This is a genomic window from Streptomyces sp. A 4/2, from assembly GCF_940670765.1.
Lineage (GTDB): Bacteria > Actinomycetota > Actinomycetes > Streptomycetales > Streptomycetaceae > Streptomyces.
The window spans coordinates 1-15,356 of the sequence record NZ_CALNVW010000049.1 but is presented as its reverse complement, the minus strand read 5'-3'; the positions used below and the strand labels follow the sequence as shown (position 1 = coordinate 15,356).

Annotated in this window: 15 protein-coding genes; 11 read left to right on the top strand and 4 right to left on the bottom strand. The window is 71.9% G+C overall.

What is annotated here, in order from left to right:
- Positions 1–31: 31 nt before the first annotated feature.
- The gene (gene radA / locus NBY69_RS31890) at positions 32–1,441 is read right to left on the bottom strand and encodes a DNA repair protein RadA (protein ID WP_250305430.1); all 1,410 of its coding nucleotides are present in this window, start codon (positions 1,439–1,441) and stop codon (positions 32–34) included.
- Positions 1,442–1,602: 161 nt separating this feature from the next.
- Between radA and NBY69_RS31885 the strand changes: the two genes are divergently transcribed.
- Positions 1,603–3,306, top strand: coding sequence for a BACON domain-containing protein (locus NBY69_RS31885; protein WP_250305429.1), 1,704 nt, complete (start codon positions 1,603–1,605; stop codon positions 3,304–3,306).
- 67 nt (positions 3,307–3,373) lie between these two features.
- Here NBY69_RS31885 and NBY69_RS31880 read toward each other — a convergent pair whose 3' ends face one another.
- Entirely contained in the window at positions 3,374–4,180 is an 807-nt protein-coding gene (locus tag NBY69_RS31880; RefSeq protein ID WP_250305428.1) for a hypothetical protein, read from the bottom strand.
- A 77-nt stretch (positions 4,181–4,257) separates the two neighbouring features.
- Between NBY69_RS31880 and NBY69_RS31875 the strand changes: the two genes are divergently transcribed.
- From NBY69_RS31875 to NBY69_RS31850, 6 genes are all read left to right on the top strand, one after another.
- Positions 4,258–5,190, top strand: a complete 933-nt coding sequence (locus NBY69_RS31875; protein ID WP_250305427.1) for a Ppx/GppA phosphatase family protein — start codon at positions 4,258–4,260, stop codon at positions 5,188–5,190.
- Between the two features lie 62 nt (positions 5,191–5,252).
- On the top strand, positions 5,253–6,071 hold the full coding sequence (locus tag NBY69_RS31870; protein WP_250305426.1) for a sugar phosphate isomerase/epimerase: 819 nt from the start codon (positions 5,253–5,255) through the stop codon (positions 6,069–6,071).
- Positions 6,068–6,727 carry a TetR family transcriptional regulator gene (locus tag NBY69_RS31865; protein WP_250305425.1) on the top strand — a complete coding sequence of 220 codons (660 nt, stop codon included), beginning with the start codon at positions 6,068–6,070 and terminating at the stop codon, positions 6,725–6,727. Before NBY69_RS31870 ends, NBY69_RS31865 begins: the two co-directional genes overlap by 4 nt.
- A gap of 102 nt (positions 6,728–6,829) precedes the next feature.
- Positions 6,830–8,680 carry a dihydroxy-acid dehydratase gene (gene ilvD, locus NBY69_RS31860; RefSeq protein WP_250305424.1) on the top strand — a complete coding sequence of 617 codons (1,851 nt, stop codon included), beginning with the start codon at positions 6,830–6,832 and terminating at the stop codon, positions 8,678–8,680.
- Between the two features lie 139 nt (positions 8,681–8,819).
- Positions 8,820–9,260, top strand: coding sequence for an acetyltransferase (locus tag NBY69_RS31855; RefSeq protein ID WP_250305423.1), 441 nt, complete (start codon positions 8,820–8,822; stop codon positions 9,258–9,260).
- 35 nt (positions 9,261–9,295) lie between these two features.
- Positions 9,296–9,820, top strand: a complete 525-nt coding sequence (locus tag NBY69_RS31850) for a hypothetical protein (protein WP_250305422.1) — start codon at positions 9,296–9,298, stop codon at positions 9,818–9,820.
- Between the two features lie 241 nt (positions 9,821–10,061).
- Here the strand turns inward: NBY69_RS31850 and NBY69_RS31845 are convergent, their stop codons facing one another.
- Entirely contained in the window at positions 10,062–10,526 is a 465-nt protein-coding gene (locus NBY69_RS31845) for a hypothetical protein (protein ID WP_250305421.1), read from the bottom strand.
- Positions 10,527–10,627: 101 nt separating this feature from the next.
- On the opposite strand from NBY69_RS31845, the gene NBY69_RS31840 reads away from it, so the two are divergent.
- The 4 genes from NBY69_RS31840 to proC all read left to right on the top strand — a co-directional run bounded on the left by NBY69_RS31840 (position 10,628) and on the right by proC (position 13,913).
- A complete protein-coding gene (locus NBY69_RS31840) occupies positions 10,628–11,389 on the top strand; it encodes a class I SAM-dependent methyltransferase (protein ID WP_250305420.1) in 762 nt (253 codons plus the stop codon).
- A 64-nt stretch (positions 11,390–11,453) separates the two neighbouring features.
- Positions 11,454–12,251 carry an ABC transporter ATP-binding protein gene (locus tag NBY69_RS31835; RefSeq protein WP_250305419.1) on the top strand — a complete coding sequence of 266 codons (798 nt, stop codon included), beginning with the start codon at positions 11,454–11,456 and terminating at the stop codon, positions 12,249–12,251.
- Complete coding sequence (locus tag NBY69_RS31830) at positions 12,248–12,985, top strand: ABC transporter permease (RefSeq protein ID WP_250305418.1); 738 nt, start codon at positions 12,248–12,250, stop codon at positions 12,983–12,985. The genes NBY69_RS31835 and NBY69_RS31830 overlap by 4 nt, the downstream gene beginning before the upstream one ends.
- A gap of 118 nt (positions 12,986–13,103) precedes the next feature.
- Positions 13,104–13,913, top strand: a complete 810-nt coding sequence (proC, locus tag NBY69_RS31825) for a pyrroline-5-carboxylate reductase (protein ID WP_250305417.1) — start codon at positions 13,104–13,106, stop codon at positions 13,911–13,913.
- Between the two features lie 22 nt (positions 13,914–13,935).
- Here the strand turns inward: proC and trpS are convergent, their stop codons facing one another.
- Positions 13,936–14,931, bottom strand: a complete 996-nt coding sequence (gene trpS / locus NBY69_RS31820; RefSeq protein WP_250305416.1) for a tryptophan--tRNA ligase — start codon at positions 14,929–14,931, stop codon at positions 13,936–13,938.
- Positions 14,932–15,356 lie beyond the last annotated feature (425 nt).

Here is a 15,356-nt window from a genome sequence, read left to right as displayed (position 1 = left end):
CTCGTACGGACAGGCGAGACCAGGGCAAAGTCTACCGGCGCACTACCTCCTCCTGGGGCGCGCGGGCCCTCGGACTGCGCGGGAGGACCCGGAGCGCGTCTCCCATGTCGGCCACTTCGATCACCTTCATGCCCGCCGGGACCTTCCCCGGGTCGGCCGGGACCAGGGCATGGGTGAAGCCGAGACGGTGCGCCTCGGCGAGCCTGCGCTGGACGCCGGTGACCCTTCGGACCTCGCCTGCCAGGCCGACTTCGCCGATCGCGACCAGGTTCTTCGGCAGCGGGACATCGCTGGCCGCGGAGGCCAGGGCCAGCGCGACGGCCAGGTCGGCGGCCGGTTCGGTGAGCTTCACGCCGCCGACCGTCGCCGTGTAGATGTCGCGCTTGCCGAGCGCGCTGATCCTGCCGCGCTGTTCGAGCACGGCGAGCATCATCGAGACCCGGGAGGTCTCCAGGCCCGAGGTGGTGCGCCGGGGTGAAGGGATCTGGGTGTCGACGGTGAGCGCCTGCACCTCGGCGACCAGGGGGCGCTTGCCCTCCAGGGTGACCGTCAGGCAGGTGCCGGGGACGGGCTCGTCACGGCGTGTCAGGAACAGCCCGCTCGGGTCGGCGAGGCCGGTGATGCCCTCGTCGTGCAGCTCGAAGCAGCCGACCTCGTCGGTCGCGCCGTACCGGTTCTTGACACCGCGGACCAGCCGGAGGCGGGCGTGCCGGTCGCCCTCGAAGGAGAGCACGACGTCCACCAGGTGTTCCAGGAGCCGCGGGCCCGCGATGGCGCCGTCCTTCGTCACGTGGCCGACCAGCAGCGTGGACATCCCGCGCTCCTTGGAGGCGCGGATCAGCGCCCCCGCCACCTCACGCACCTGCGCCATACCGCCGGGCGCCCCGTCCAGCTCGGGCGAGGCCACCGTCTGTACGGAGTCCAGCACCAGCAGGGACGGCTTGACGGCATCGAGGTGGCCGAGCACCGCGGAGAGATCGGTCTCGGCGGCCAGGTACAGATGGTCGTTGATCGCGTGGATCCGGTCGGCGCGCAGCCTGACCTGGCTGGCGGACTCCTCGGCGGTCACGTAGAGCGTGCGGTGGTCGTCACTGGCCGCCTTCGCCGCGACATCGAGCAGCAGCGTGGACTTGCCGACGCCGGGCTCGCCCGCGAGCAGCACCACGGCACCGGGCACCAGCCCGCCGCCGAGCACCCGGTCCAGCTCGGCGACACCGGTGGAACGGGCGGTCGCCGTCCGGCTGTCGACCTGGCCGATGGGGACCGCGGCGGTGCTGACCCGGCCCGCCGCCGTCGTACGCACGGCGGGCGCGCCGCCGAACTCCTCGACCGTCCCCCAGGTCTGGCACTCGGGGCAGCGGCCGAGCCACTTGGCGGTCGTCCAGCCGCACTCGGTGCAGCGGTAGGACGGCCGGTCTTTGGTCTTTGCACGGGTGGCCATGGCGCCACCGTAACCGCCGGGTCGGACAGTGGGGCTTTCGTCCGGAAAGCGCGGCGGAATGCAGGATTCCTGTCCCCTTTTGAGGGATACGTTCACCCGTAAGGATTAAATGCCCTGAAGAGGTGCTAAGAGGCGGCGACTCCCGGCCTACCGTCGGCCGGGTGACGAGCAGCAGGCTGGAGAACCCCACACAAGCCACCGGCGCACACCGGGCGCACCGCAGGGCGTCCCACCCGGCGGAGCAGCGTCCGCCGGCCCGTTACGAGGCATATCTGGACGGTCTTTTCACCTACTGCCTCTCCGTCCTGTGCGACCACGACGCGGCCACCGCCGTCCTCGGCGAGGTGCTCGCCGTCGCGGAGCGGCAGTTCAGCCGCTGCCCCTCCGGCGAGCAGGGGCGCCGGTCCTGGCTGTACGCACTCGCGCGCTGGGCCTGTCTGCGCAAGCTCGCCGAACAGAAACGGCTGCGGCCCGGCGCGCACACCGGCCGCACGCCGGAGCCCGCGCCCGCGCCCGCGCCCGCGCGGACCGAACCACCGGAAGCCGCCGAGCGCAGGCGCCGGGATCTCGCCACCCTCGCCTGGCCCGAAGCAGCCGGCACCACCCCCGAGCAGCGCGAGGCGCTCGAACTCGCGGTACGCCACCAGCTCGGTCCGCGTGAGGTCGCCGCCGTCCTCGGCATGGACCCCACCGCGGCCCGTGACCTGCTGGCCGCCGCGGCCTGCGAGGTGGAGCGGACCCGCGCGGCGCTCGCCGTCGTCGAGACCGGGAACTGTCCGAGCGTCGCCCGCCTCACCGGAGACCACCAGGTCCTGCTCTCCACGGCGCTGCGCCGCGAACTCGTCCGGCACGTCGACGACTGCCCGCGCTGCCGCCGGGTCGCCGAGCACGCCGGGGCCACCGGCCCGTGGCCCGGCTCCCGCACCACCCCGGCCACCCCCGCGGCCCTGCCGCTCGTCGCGGCGGAACGATCCGCCGCGTACACCGCGATGCTGCACGCCCCCCGCGGCAGCGCCCCGCGCTTCGGCCGCGCGGGCTTCCCGATGGACCCCAAGGACCGTGCCGCGCGCCGCGAACGGCTGCGCTCGCGCGCCGTGACGACCACGGTCGTGGCGACGGTCGTCGCGGCCCCGATGCTGGCCCTGTGGGCGGCGTACCGGCACGCCCCGAGCACCGGAGAGGGACACGGCGGTTCGGTGACGGCCAGCGAGGCCGAGGAGCCCGGCGGACCGGACACCGGGCCGTACGACCACTACGAGAACGCGGGCAACGCCCGTACCGAACACACTCCGTTCGCCGGCGGCAGCAGTTCGCCGGACGTGTCGGTGGAGGTCGTCAGCCCGGACGCCGGGAAGAACGGGGCGTCGCCGGGCGGCACTTCGGCGGCCCCCGGCTCGCTCACCGTCCAGGCCCGCTCGGCGGGCGGCCGGACGGCGATCACGCTGACCGCCGGGGGTGACGGGCCGGTCTCCTGGTCGGCCTGGAAGACCGCGCCCTGGCTCTACCTCAGCAGCACGTCGGGCGTACTGGAGCCCGGCCGGTCGGTCACGATCCAGGTGTACGTCGACCACCGCGCCGAACCGGCGGGCGCCTGGTCGGCCCGGATCGGCGTCGACCCGTCGGGCGCCGTGGTCTCGATGCGGGGACACGGCAGGACGGGCGGCGATCACGGCCACGGCCACCACGGGGGCCACGGTCACGGCCGCCCGACCCCCTCGGGCGGCTCGGGCAACGGTCCGACGCCGACCCCGTCCGACCCGGCATCACCGCCCACGGACCCCACGCCCACCCCGACGCCCACCGTCTCCGGCCCTCCGGCGTCCCCGCCGCCCTCGGACCCGCAGACACCTTCGCCCGGTAACTGAGTCCCGGCAACTGAGTTCCGGCAACTGAGTTCCGGTAACCGAGTTCCGGTAACCGAGTTCCGGCAACCTACGGCGTGCCGGGGTCGGCCGGGTGCGGAGCCATCGGCAGCAACGCGGCCAGCCGCTCCTCGCACAGCCGCGCCAGGCGCTTGTACGCCGCCTTGCCCATCATCTCGGTCAGCTCCGGCCGGTACGTGACGTAGACCGGTTCACCGGCCCCGTGCGCGGACGTCGCCGACGTGCACCACCAGTGCAGGTCGTGACCGCCCGGACCCCAGCCGCGCCGGTCGTACTCACCGATGGAGATCTGGAGCACCCGAGACTCGTCGGGCCGGTCGATCCAGTCGTACGTACGGCGGACCGGCAGCTGCCAGCAGACGTCCGGCTTCGTCTCCAGCGGCTCCTTGCCCTCCTTCAGGGCCAGGATGTGCAGCGAACACCCCGCACCGCCCGCGAAACCGGGCCGGTTCTGGAAGATGCACGAGCCCTCCCACCGCCGGGTCTGACGCTCGCCGTCCTCGTCGAGCTGCACCCAGCCCGACTCCGTGCCCTCGTCGTGGAACTGCCACAGGTCCGGGGTGAGACGGGCCACATGACCGGCCACCCGCTTCTCGTCGTCCTCGTCCGAGAAGTGCGCCCCCAGCGTGCAGCAGCCGTCGTCGGCGCGGCCCGCCTCGATGCCCTGGCAGCCGCTGCCGAAGATGCAGGTCCACCGGGAGGTGAGCCAGGTCAGGTCGCAGCGGAAGATCTGTTCGTCGTCGGCGGGATCGGGGAACTCGACCCAGGCACGGGCGAAATCCAGGCCCTGCTCGTCACTCTTCGGCTTCGGCTGCGTGACAGCTTTGCCCGGCTTCGCCTTTTTCGTCTTTGGCACAGGCCCAGCGTACGGGGACGGAGCCCCGGCAGGCCCGCGCGGCCACCCCGTGGTCCGTCCGCAGTAGCGTTCCGCACATGAGACTCGGAGTCCTCGACGTCGGTTCGAACACGGTGCACCTGCTGGTGGTCGACGCCCACCCCGGCGCCCGCCCGCTGCCCGCGCACTCGCACAAGGCCGACCTGCGCCTGGCCCAACTGCTCGACGCCGACGGCGCGATCGCCTCCGAGGGCATAGACAGCCTGGTCGCCACGGTCGGCGAAGCCCTCCAGGCGGCCGAGGACAAGGGCGCCGAGGAAGTCCTGTCGTTCGCGACCTCCGCCGTACGCGAGGCCAGCAACGCCGACCACGTCCTCGCCCGGGTACGCGCCGAGACCGGCGTCGACCTCCAGGTCCTGACCGGCGCCGAGGAGGCGCGGCTCACCTTCCTCGCGGCCCGCCGCTGGTTCGGCTGGTCCGCGGGCCGCCTGCTGCTGCTCGACATCGGCGGCGGCTCGCTGGAGATCGCGTACGGCATCGACGAGGAGCCCGACGCCGCGGCGTCGCTGCCACTCGGCGCGGGCCGGCTGACCCACACCTGGCTGCCGGGCGATCCGCCGGACCCGCAGGACGTCAGGGCGCTGCGCCGGCAGGTACGCGCCGAGATCGCGAGGACCGTCGGTGAGTTCAGCCGCTTCGGCAGGCCGGACCACGTGGTGGCGACCTCGAAGACGTTCAAGCAGCTGTCCCGCATCGCGGGCGCGGCCCGCTCCAACGAGGGCCCCTACGTGTACCGCGGCCTGAGTCGTACGTCACTGGAGGAGTGGGTCCCGAAGCTGGCCGCGATGACGGCGGCCGAGCGCGCCCAGCTGCCCGGCGTCTCCGCCGAGCGGGCACCGCAACTGCTGGCCGGGGCGCTGGTCGCGGAGGGCGCGATGGACCTGTTCGGGGTCGAGGAGCTGGAAGTCTGCCCCTGGGCACTGCGCGAGGGCGTCATCCTGCGCCGCCTCGACCACCTCCCCGTCCGATAGGACCTTGAGCCGTGGGTCCCGGCCCCCGACGCGGCCCCCGACGCGGCCCGTACGCTGTCTCCGTGGCAGAACCAGTGGTGCGCATCCCGGATGCGAAGGTCGCGCTGTCCACGGCGTCCGTGTACCCGGAGTCGACGGCGACGGCCTTCGAGATCGCCGCGCGCCTCGGCTACGACGGTGTCGAGGTGATGGTGTGGACGGATCCCGTCAGCCAGGACATCGAAGCCCTGCGCAGACTCTCCGACCATCACCAGGTCCCGATCCTCGCCGTGCACGCGCCCTGTCTGCTGATCACCCAGCGGGTCTGGTCGACCGACCCCTGGACCAAGCTCCAGCGCGCGCGGGCCGCGGCCGAGAAGCTCGGCGCGTCCACGGTGGTCGTGCACCCGCCCTTCCGCTGGCAGCGCGGCTACGCCCGTGACTTCGTCGACGGGATCTGGCGGATGGCGGACGAGACCGATGTGCGGTTCGCCGTCGAGAACATGTACCCCTGGCGCTACCGGGACCGCGAGATGCTCGCGTACGCACCCGACTGGGACGTCACCAAGGACGACTACCGCCACTTCACCGTCGACCTCTCGCACACCGCGACCGCCCGCACCGACGCGATGGCGATGATCGACCGGATGGGATCCCGGCTGGCCCACGTCCACCTCGCCGACGGCCGCGGCTCGGGCAAGGACGAACACCTGGTGCCCGGCCGCGGCACCCAGCCCTGCGCCGAACTCCTCGACGGTCTCGCGGGCAGCGGCTTCGACGGTCATGTGGTCATCGAGGTCAACACCCGCCGCGCGATGTCCTCGGCCGAACGCGAGGCGGACCTGGCGGAGGCGCTCGCCTTCACCCGTCTCCACCTGGCGACCGGGGTCCGCCGGCCATGACCGGACCCGGCCCCGATCCCGCCCCCGCCCGCCGCAGAGGCCGCCCGCCCCGCGCGCGGGCGGCCGAGGGCGGTGGCGCGCGGAGCCGGATCCTGGAGGCCGCGCGCACGGAGTTCTCCGAGCGGGGCTACGACAAGACCTCCGTACGCGGCATCGCGAAGGCGGCCGGGGTCGACGCGGCGCTCGTCCACCACTACTTCGGTACGAAGGACGAGGTGTTCGAGGCGGCCATCGAGGTCACGATGGAGCCGGCGCAACTGGTCCCCGCCCTGGTGGCCGCGGGCCCGGACGGCATCGGGGAGCGGCTGGCCCGCTACTTCCTCGGCGCCTGGGAGAACCCGGCGACCCGCGCCCCGCTGCTCGCGATCATCCGCTCGGCGCTGACGCACGAGGCCGCGGCGAAGGTGCTGCGGGGGTTCGTGCTCCAGCGGGTACTGGGCCGGGTGGCGGCCGACCTGGACGTACCGAACCCGCAGTTCCGGGCGGAACTGGCGGCTTCGCACATGATCGGGATCGCGATGATGCGGTACGTGATCAAGGTGGAGCCGATGGCTTCGGCGGGGGTGGACGAGATCGTCGCGATGGTCGCACCGACCCTGCAGAGATACCTGACCGACCCGTCCGAGACCCCGCCGGGCGCCCGGCCCGTGCGCTGAAGGTCCGCCTCCGCACATTCCGGGATCCGGACGCACGGTCCAGATCCTGGAGTGCAGGCGTACGCTCGTCAGCAGTCCATTCTGCCTAAGGAGCGAGCCACGATGCCCGAGCTGAGGTCCCGCACAGTCACCCACGGCCGCAACATGGCGGGCGCCCGTGCCCTCATGCGAGCCTCGGGCGTAGCGAGCGAGGACATCGGCAAGCCGATCATCGCGGTCGCCAACTCGTTCACGGAGTTCGTTCCGGGCCACACGCACCTCCAGCCGGTCGGCCGGATCGTCTCCGAGGCGATCAAGGCCGCGGGCGCCGTCCCCCGGGAGTTCAACACGATCGCCGTGGACGACGGCATCGCGATGGGCCACGGCGGAATGCTCTACAGCCTCCCCTCGCGCGACCTGATCGCGGACAGTGTCGAGTACATGGTCGAGGCGCACTGCGCGGACGCCCTGATCTGCATCTCCAACTGCGACAAGATCACCCCGGGCATGCTGATGGCCGCGATGCGCCTCAACATCCCCACCGTCTTCGTCTCCGGCGGCCCGATGGAGGCCGGCAAGGCCACCCTCGTCGACGGCACGGTCCGCAAGCTCGACCTGATCAACGCGATCAGCGACGCGGTCAACGAGAACGTCTCGGACGAGGACATCCTCCGTATCGAGGAGAACGCCTGCCCCACCTGCGGCAGTTGTTCCGGCATGTTCACCGCCAACTCGATGAACTGCCTGACCGAGGCCCTCGGCCTCGCCCTCCCCGGCAACGGCTCGGTCCTCGCCACGCACACCGCCCGCCGGGCGCTGTACGAGGAGGCGGGCCGCACGGTCGTCGAGATCACCAAGCGCTACTACGAGCAGGACGACGAGACCGTCCTGCCCCGCGCCATCGGCACCCGCGCCGCCTTCGACAACGCCATGGCCCTGGACATCTCCATGGGCGGCTCCACCAATACGATCCTGCACCTGCTCGCCGCCGCGCAGGAGGCCGAACTGCCTTACGGGCTGGCCGAGATGGACGAGGTCTCGCGCCGCGTCCCGTGCCTCTCCAAGGTCGCCCCGAACGTCGCCCCCGGCGGCACGTACTACATGGAGGACGTGCACCGCGCCGGCGGCATCCCCGCCATCCTCGGTGAGCTGTACCGCGGCGGGATGCTCAACGAGGACGTGCACGCGGTGCACTCCCCGTCCCTCGCGGACTGGCTGAAGACCTGGGACGTGCGCGGCGGCTCCCCGTCGCCCGAGGCCGTGGAGCTGTGGCACGCGGCCCCCGGCTGCGTCCGTTCCGCCGAGGCCTTCTCGCAGTCCGAGCGCTGGGACACCCTCGACGTGGACGCGGCGGGCGGCTGCATCCGGGACGCGGAGCACGCGTACTCGAAGGACGGCGGTCTCGCGGTCCTCAAGGGCAACCTCGCCGTGGACGGCTGTGTCGTGAAGACGGCCGGTGTCGACGAGTCGATCTGGACCTTCGAGGGCCCGGCCGTGGTCTGCGAGTCGCAGGAGGAGGCCGTCGACAAGATCCTCCGCAAGGAGATCAAGGAGGGCGACGTCGTCGTCATCCGCTACGAGGGCCCCAGGGGCGGCCCCGGCATGCAGGAGATGCTCTACCCGACGTCCTTCCTCAAGGGCCGCGGCCTCGGCAAGGCGTGCGCGCTGGTCACCGACGGCCGGTTCTCCGGCGGCACCTCGGGCCTCTCGATCGGTCACGCCTCGCCCGAGGCGGCGTCCGGCGGCACGATCGCGCTCGTCGAGGACGGCGACCGCATCCGTATCGACATCCCGAACCGCGGCATCGAGCTCCTGGTGTCGGACGAGGACCTGGCGGAGCGCCGGGCCGCGCTGAACGGCGTGTACGCGCCGAAGGACCGCGAGCGCAAGGTCTCGCAGGCGCTCAAGGCGTACGCGGCGATGGCCACCAGCGCCGACCGCGGCGCGGTCAGGGACGTGTCCAAGCTCGGCTGACGAGCCGACGGCCCGATTCCACGGCCACAGGCCCCGCTCCACCCCGCACGCCCGGACACCCGCAGTATGATTACTGTGTGTGTCCGGGCGTGTGCGTTACGATGCCCCCTTCCCTGACATGGTCACAAATGGGGGCACCATGCGTCAGTTCATCAAGAGGTCAGCCGTGCTCGCCGCGGCCGTCGGAGCATTCGCGGCGATCGGGATCGTCCCGGCGTCCGCGGCGACGGCCACCCCGGCCAGCATCTGCGGTTCCGGATACCGCCAGATCGATTCACACATCTTCACCAACGGGCGAGTCGAATTCGCCCGTGTCTTCCTGCTCTACGACGCGGCCACCGGCTACAACTGCGTGGTCACCCAGCACAGCAAGGCCACCGCGGGCATGCCGCTGACCACCGGCGCCTGGCTCGACGTGCAGGGCGACGGCAAGGGCCAGGTCAAGAACCAGGGCACGTTCACCTCGTACGCGGGCCCGGTCCGGCTGAAAGCCGTCCACTCCTGCGTGAAGTGGGGCGGCATGATCGAGGCCGGGGTCGGTACGTACACCTACACGAGTCCCTGGGAACACTGCGGCTGAAGCCCGCCCCACGGCCCCGGGGGATACTCGACCCCGTGAGCGAGAACAACGAGAGCACCACCCCCGGCGGGCCGCAGCCCGAATCGATCCGTTTCTTCGGTACGACCTGGGTCGGCCACGACAACGGATACGGGCTGCGGCGCGTCGCGGTCTCCGTCGGCTCGCTGGTCACGACGGCCGCCGCCTGCCTCGTGATGCGCCTCGCCTACCAGGGCGTACGGATCGCCGACGCCGGCAGCTTCGTCGCGCTCCTCTTCATTGCCGTCTTCACCCTCTGCAGCGCCCTCGCCTTCGTCCGCACCTGGGACGGATTCCGCCGCCGCCCCGCCGATCCGGCCCGCGAGGAATCCCTGCGCAGCTTCAAGGCGATCGGCTTCATCGGCTCCCTGCTCGCGTACTTCTTCCGCTCCCTCACCGAGGCCCCGGGCGAGCAGCTGCTGCGCGCCGAGTACGAGAGCGCCGTGGCCCGGTACGAGAAGCGCCGGGGCACCCGCGCGGGCAACCCGGCAGCCCGTCGCAAGGCCAATGCCAAGGCCAAGGCCGGGCCCAAGCGCGCATAGGGCCCCGGAGGCCCCTGTTCCGTAGGCCGCCGCGCCGCGAGGGTGTCCCACATGACGGGACATCGGTGCCGGTCCTGGCGGACGAACGGGCGGAACTGCTGCGGATCTTCCCGGCGGGCGTGGTGCGGGAGGAGTACGTCATCAACCTCACGACCGTCCGGAAACCGGCGAACCGACCGGCACGGTAAGGGACTTCAAGCCCCCTGCACCGCCCAGCCGTGTCCGCCCGCACCAGGGTCCGTCACCCGCGTCGCCCGCCGTACCGCCCCACCAGCCCGACGATCCCCCCGACCACGACGCCACGCCACACCCCGTCCGTCAGGCTGCTGAAGAAGCTCTCCGAGCCGAGCAGCTGCCGCACCACCACGTCGGACACCGCCATCAGCGCGCCGGGCACCACCGCGACCCGCCACGGGTGCGCCGCCGCCCACCGCCGGATCCGCTGGTCGACCCGGGCCCCTGGCCGCCCGCCGAGCGGCGTACCGCCGACGACGAAGAACAGCGTCAGCGCGACCGAGACCGCGGTGGTCACCGTGTGCGCCCCCAGCCCCTCGGCGATCGTCGCGATGCCGAGCGAGACCCCGCCGCCCAGCAGGCCGACGGCCGTGGCGGACCGCCACGGCCCGAGCGTCGCGGAGGCGAGAGCGAGACTGCGCTGCTCGGACCTGGACATCTCCGTCTTGGACATCTCCGTGTTCTGCGTCATGTCCCCACGGTCCGCCGCGCACCGCCCCGACGCCATGGGGGATGACCCTGACGCAGCCCTGAAGTCGGCCCGCTTTCCCGGGTGGTGGGCAGAATTGCCGCATGACGATGCCCACCCGCGCCTCACGCGCCCACTCCTTCAACGCGGCGGCAGCCGCCTACGCCGCGAACCGCCCCTCCTACCCGCCCGCGCTCCTCGACGCCGTCGAGGACATCGCGGGCCGCCCCCTGGCCGGCGCCCGGGTCGTCGATGTCGGCGCGGGCACCGGCATCGCGACGGCCCTCCTGCACGCCCGGGGCGCGCGCGTCGTCGCGGTGGAGCCGGGCGACGGCATGACGGAACAGTTCCGCCGCACGCTCCCCGGCGTACCGGTCGTGCGCGGCGACGGGAACCACCTTCCGCTCGCCGACGCGTCGGCGGACTTCGTCACGTACGCCCAGGCCTGGCACTGGACGGACCCGGACCGCTCCGCACCCGAGGCGATGCGGGTGCTGCGCCCCGGCGGCGCACTCGCCCTCTGGTGGAACGTCTCGGACCACGGAGTGCCGTGGATCGCCGCCCAGGACGACCGCATCCGGCGCTTCTTCGGCAACGACAGCGCGCACGGCGCCCACGGCACCGCCGACCGGGTGCGCATGACGCAGGGCGGGCCGGAGTTCGTCCGGCGCGGCGTTCCCTGGACCCGGGAGGTTCCGCTGGACACCCACCTCGCCAATCTGGCCAGCCACTCCGTCTTCCTCGTCGCGGGCGAGGAAGCCACCAGGGCCTTCGTCGACGAGGAGCGCACCGCGCTCACGGAGGTCTTCCCGACGGGCGTGGTCCAGGAGGCGTACACGGTCGACCTCTGTGTGGCGGTCCGCTGATCCGTACCGCGCGCGGCTGCCGGAACCCTTGACGGCGCAGCGCCCCGCCCCAATTATTCATCACATGATGAATTTCAAACGGGGTGCGGCCGGGCCCACGGGTTCCGGCGGCGACCCCGGGCAGGGACCCGCGGCGGCTCCCTCCGAAGCCGCCGTCGACGCCCGGAACCTCACCGTCCTACGAGGCTCCCGCACCGTTCTGCGCGACCTGACCTTCACGGTTCCCCGCGGCCGGATCACCGGCCTGCTCGGCCCGTCCGGCTGCGGGAAGTCCACCCTGATGCGCGCGGTGGCCGGCACCCAGGCGAAGGTCACGGGCACGCTCACGGTCCTGGACCACCCGGCGGGCGAGGCCCCGCTCCGCCACCGCATCGGCTACGTGACCCAGGCCCCTTCCGTATACGCAGACCTGACCGTCCATCAGAACCTGGACTACTTCGCCTCCGTCCTGGGTGCCCGCGCCGACGTCCCCCGCGCCATCGAGCTGGTCGACCTCACCCCGTACACCCACGCCCTGGCCGGGAACCTCTCCGGCGGCCAGCGCAGCCGGGTCTCCCTGGCGGTGGCCCTGCTCGGCACCCCGGAACTCCTGGTCCTCGACGAGCCGACCGTGGGCCTCGACCCGGTGCTCCGCAGAGACCTCTGGGCCCTCTTCCACAGCCTCGCCGAGGCAGGCACCACCCTCCTCGTCTCCTCCCACGTGATGGACGAGGCGGAACGCTGCCACCGCCTGCTCCTCATGCGCGAGGGCGAGATCCTGGCCGACGGCACCCCGGACGAACTGCGCACCCGCACCCACGCCCCGACCGTCGAGGAAGCGTTCCTCCACCTCGTCGGCGCGGACCGGGAGACGGCCCGATGACCCTCACCCACACCCTCGCCACCACCCGCCGGGTCCTGCGCCAACTGCGCCACGACCCCAGGACGATCGCCCTGCTCCTGCTGATCCCGGCAGCCATGATCACGCTGCTGCGGTACGTGTTCGACGCGTCCCCGCAGACGTTCGACTCGATCGGCGCGTCCCTGCTCGGTGTCTTCCCGCTGATCACCATGTTCCTCGTGACCTCGATCGCGACCCTGCGCGAACGCACCTCGGGCACCCTCGAACGCCTGCTGTCCCTCCCGATCGGCAAGGCCGACATCATCGCGGGGTACGCCCTGGCCTTCGGCCTGCTGGCCGTCGTCCAGTCCGCCCTGGCCACGGCCCTCTCGGTCTGGCTCCTGGACCTGGACGTCACGGGCTCTCCCTGGCTCCTCCTCCTGGTGGCCCTCCTGGACGCCCTGCTGGGCACGGCACTCGGCCTGTTCGTCTCGGCGTTCGCGGCGTCGGAGTTCCAGGCGGTCCAGTTCATGCCGGCGGTGATCTTCCCGCAGCTCCTGCTGTGCGGCCTCTTCACCCCGCGCGCCCAGATGCAGCCGGTCCTGGAGGGCATCTCCGATGTGCTGCCGATGTCGTACGCGGTGGACGCGATGAACCAGGTACTGCACCACGGGACCATGACGGCGACGTTCGTACGCGACGCACTGATCGTCGGAGGCTGCGCCCTGCTGGTCCTGACCCTGGGCGCGGCGACCCTGCGCCGCCGCACGGCATGAACGCTCCGTCCGCGCCCCCGCCGATTCCACCGCTCGGACACCCGCCCCCGTCGCCCCGCCCTGGTGCGAGGATGGCCGGCGACAGACGAACCGCCCCACCGGCGAGGTGAACAGAGCCATGGCCCAGACAGTCGCAGTCCTCGGCACCGGCAAGATCGGCGAAGCCCTCCTCAGCGGAATGATCCGCGCGGGCTGGCACCCGGCCGACCTCCTCGTCACCGCCCGCCGCCCGGCGCGGGCGGACGAGCTCCGTACGCGTTACGGCGTGGAGGCGGTCAGCAACGAGGAAGCGGCCAAGCGCGCCGACACCCTGATCCTGACCGTCAAGCCGCAGGACATGGCCAAGCTCCTCGACGAACTGGCCCCGCACGTCCCCGCCGACCGCCTGATCATCAGCGGCGCGGCGGGCATCCCCACCTCCTTCTTCGAGGAGCGCCTCGCCGAGGGCACCCCGGTCGTACGGGTCATGACGAACACCCCGGCGCTCGTGGACGAGGCGATGTCCGTCATCTCCCCGGGCAGCCACGCCACGGAGGCGCACCTGCGGCACGCCGACGAGATCTTCGGGGGAGTGGGCAAGACCCTCCGCGTCCCCGAGACCCAGCAGGACGCGGCCACCGCACTCTCCGGCTCGGGCCCGGCGTACTTCTACTACCTGGTCGAGGCGATGACCGACGCGGGCATCCTCCTCGGCCTGCCCCGCGCGCAGGCGCACGATCTGATCGTCCAGGCGGCCATCGGCGCGGCGGTGATGCTCAGGGACAGCGGCGAACACCCGGTGAAACTGCGCGAGGCGGTCACCAGCCCGGCGGGCACCACGATCAACGCGATCCGCGAGCTGGAGAACCACGGCGTACGAGCCGCCCTCATCGCCGCGCTGGAGGCAGCCCGCGACCGCAGCCGCGAACTGGCCTCCGGCAACGGCTGAGGCCCCGGCGCCCTCCCCGGGCCTACGGCTCCAGCAGCCCGATGGCCCGGTACGCGGCGTCCACGGTCGGCCGCGCCATCTCCCGGGCCCGCTCGGCACCCCGCCTGAGCACCGTTTCCAGATACCCGGGGTCGGCGGCCAGCTCCGCATGCCGCTCCTGCAGCGGGCGCAGCAGCTCCACCACCGCGTCGGCGGTGTCCTTCTTCAGAGCCCCGTACGACTCGTACGTCTCGGCGAGCGCCCCGGGCGCCCGCCCGGTACACGCCCCGAGCACGTCCAGCAGATTGGCCACCCCGGGACGGGACTCCCGGTCGTAGGCGACCTCCCGGCCGCTGTCGGTCACGGCGCGCATGACCTTCTTCCGTACGACGTCGGGCTCGTCCAGCAGATAGACGATTCCCGCACCCGACTCGTGCGACTTCCCCATCTTGGCCGTCGGATCCTGAAGGTCCATGACCCGCGCGGCCACGGCCGGTGAGGTGGCCTCGGGAACGACGAACGTGTGCCCGTACCGCTGGTTGAACCGCACGGCGAGATCCCGCGCCAGCTCCACGTGCTGCGTCTGGTCCTCACCGACCGGTACCTCGTCGGTCGCGTAGGCAAGGATGTCCGCCGCCATCAGCGCCGGATACGTGAGCAGGGACAACCGGACACTGTCCCCGGCCGCCTTCGCCCGGACGCTCTTCTCCTTGTACTGGATCATGCGCCGCATCTCGCCGTCGGTGGCGGTGCACTCCATCAGATAGGAGAGCCGCGCGTGCTCGTCGACGTGGCTCTGCACGAATACGGTGCACTGCTCGGGATCGAGCCCGGCGGCCAGCAACAGCGTGGCGGCCTGACGGCTCAGTCTGCGCACCCGCGCGGGGTCGTGCTGCATGGTCAGCGCGTGCAGATCCACCACACAGAACAGGGACTCGGCCCGGTACTGGTCCTCATCGGCCCACCGGCGCACGGCACCCAGGTAGTTCCCGAGCGTCAGATGCCCGGTCGGCTTGACCCCGCTGAAGACGCGAGTCATTTCTCCACCTCTCGATCGGAGCCGCCGTCCTCGACAGCCGACCTCCCGGAGGGAGAAACACGAACGGCCGCCGGAGAGGCGGCCGTTGAACGCACACGTGAATGCCGGCCGCCGTCAGGCGGCCCGCCACCGAAGGGTGCACGTACGCGTATGCATGAGCCCTACCGTAGCGCAGGGCCCGCCCGACCGGGCCTCCTCCAGCCCTCCGGTTTGACATGGGAGGGGCGTCTCCGTAATGTTCTCCGAGCTGTCCGACGTGAGCTCCGGCCCCGGTCGGTCCCCGGACAGCCATTCCGCACCAATCATTCGAGCGAGCGACGACTTGTCGCGCCGCTCTTATGCACTTTTGCGAAATGAGGAATCCGCGTTCGAAGGAACGTGACCCCCGATTAGCTCGGGGGCCAGGAATCCGCTAATGTCTCACT

Excerpts from the sequence above, each read along its gene's own strand:
- proC (WP_250305417.1), top strand. The coding sequence starts at position 13,104 with ATGGCCCAGACAGTCGCAGTCCTCGGCACCGGCAAGATCGGCGAAGCC.
- NBY69_RS31845 (WP_250305421.1), bottom strand. The coding sequence starts at position 10,526 with ATGACGCAGAACACGGAGATGTCCAAGACGGAGATGTCCAGGTCCGAG.
- ilvD (WP_250305424.1), top strand. The coding sequence starts at position 6,830 with ATGCCCGAGCTGAGGTCCCGCACAGTCACCCACGGCCGCAACATGGCG.
- NBY69_RS31835 (WP_250305419.1), top strand. The coding sequence starts at position 11,454 with ATGATGAATTTCAAACGGGGTGCGGCCGGGCCCACGGGTTCCGGCGGC.
- trpS (WP_250305416.1), bottom strand. The coding sequence starts at position 14,931 with ATGACTCGCGTCTTCAGCGGGGTCAAGCCGACCGGGCATCTGACGCTC.
- NBY69_RS31865 (WP_250305425.1), top strand. The coding sequence starts at position 6,068 with ATGACCGGACCCGGCCCCGATCCCGCCCCCGCCCGCCGCAGAGGCCGC.
- NBY69_RS31855 (WP_250305423.1), top strand. The coding sequence starts at position 8,820 with ATGCGTCAGTTCATCAAGAGGTCAGCCGTGCTCGCCGCGGCCGTCGGA.
- radA (WP_250305430.1), bottom strand. The coding sequence starts at position 1,441 with ATGGCCACCCGTGCAAAGACCAAAGACCGGCCGTCCTACCGCTGCACC.
- NBY69_RS31830 (WP_250305418.1), top strand. The coding sequence starts at position 12,248 with ATGACCCTCACCCACACCCTCGCCACCACCCGCCGGGTCCTGCGCCAA.
- NBY69_RS31840 (WP_250305420.1), top strand. The coding sequence starts at position 10,628 with ATGACGATGCCCACCCGCGCCTCACGCGCCCACTCCTTCAACGCGGCG.
- NBY69_RS31875 (WP_250305427.1), top strand. The coding sequence starts at position 4,258 with ATGAGACTCGGAGTCCTCGACGTCGGTTCGAACACGGTGCACCTGCTG.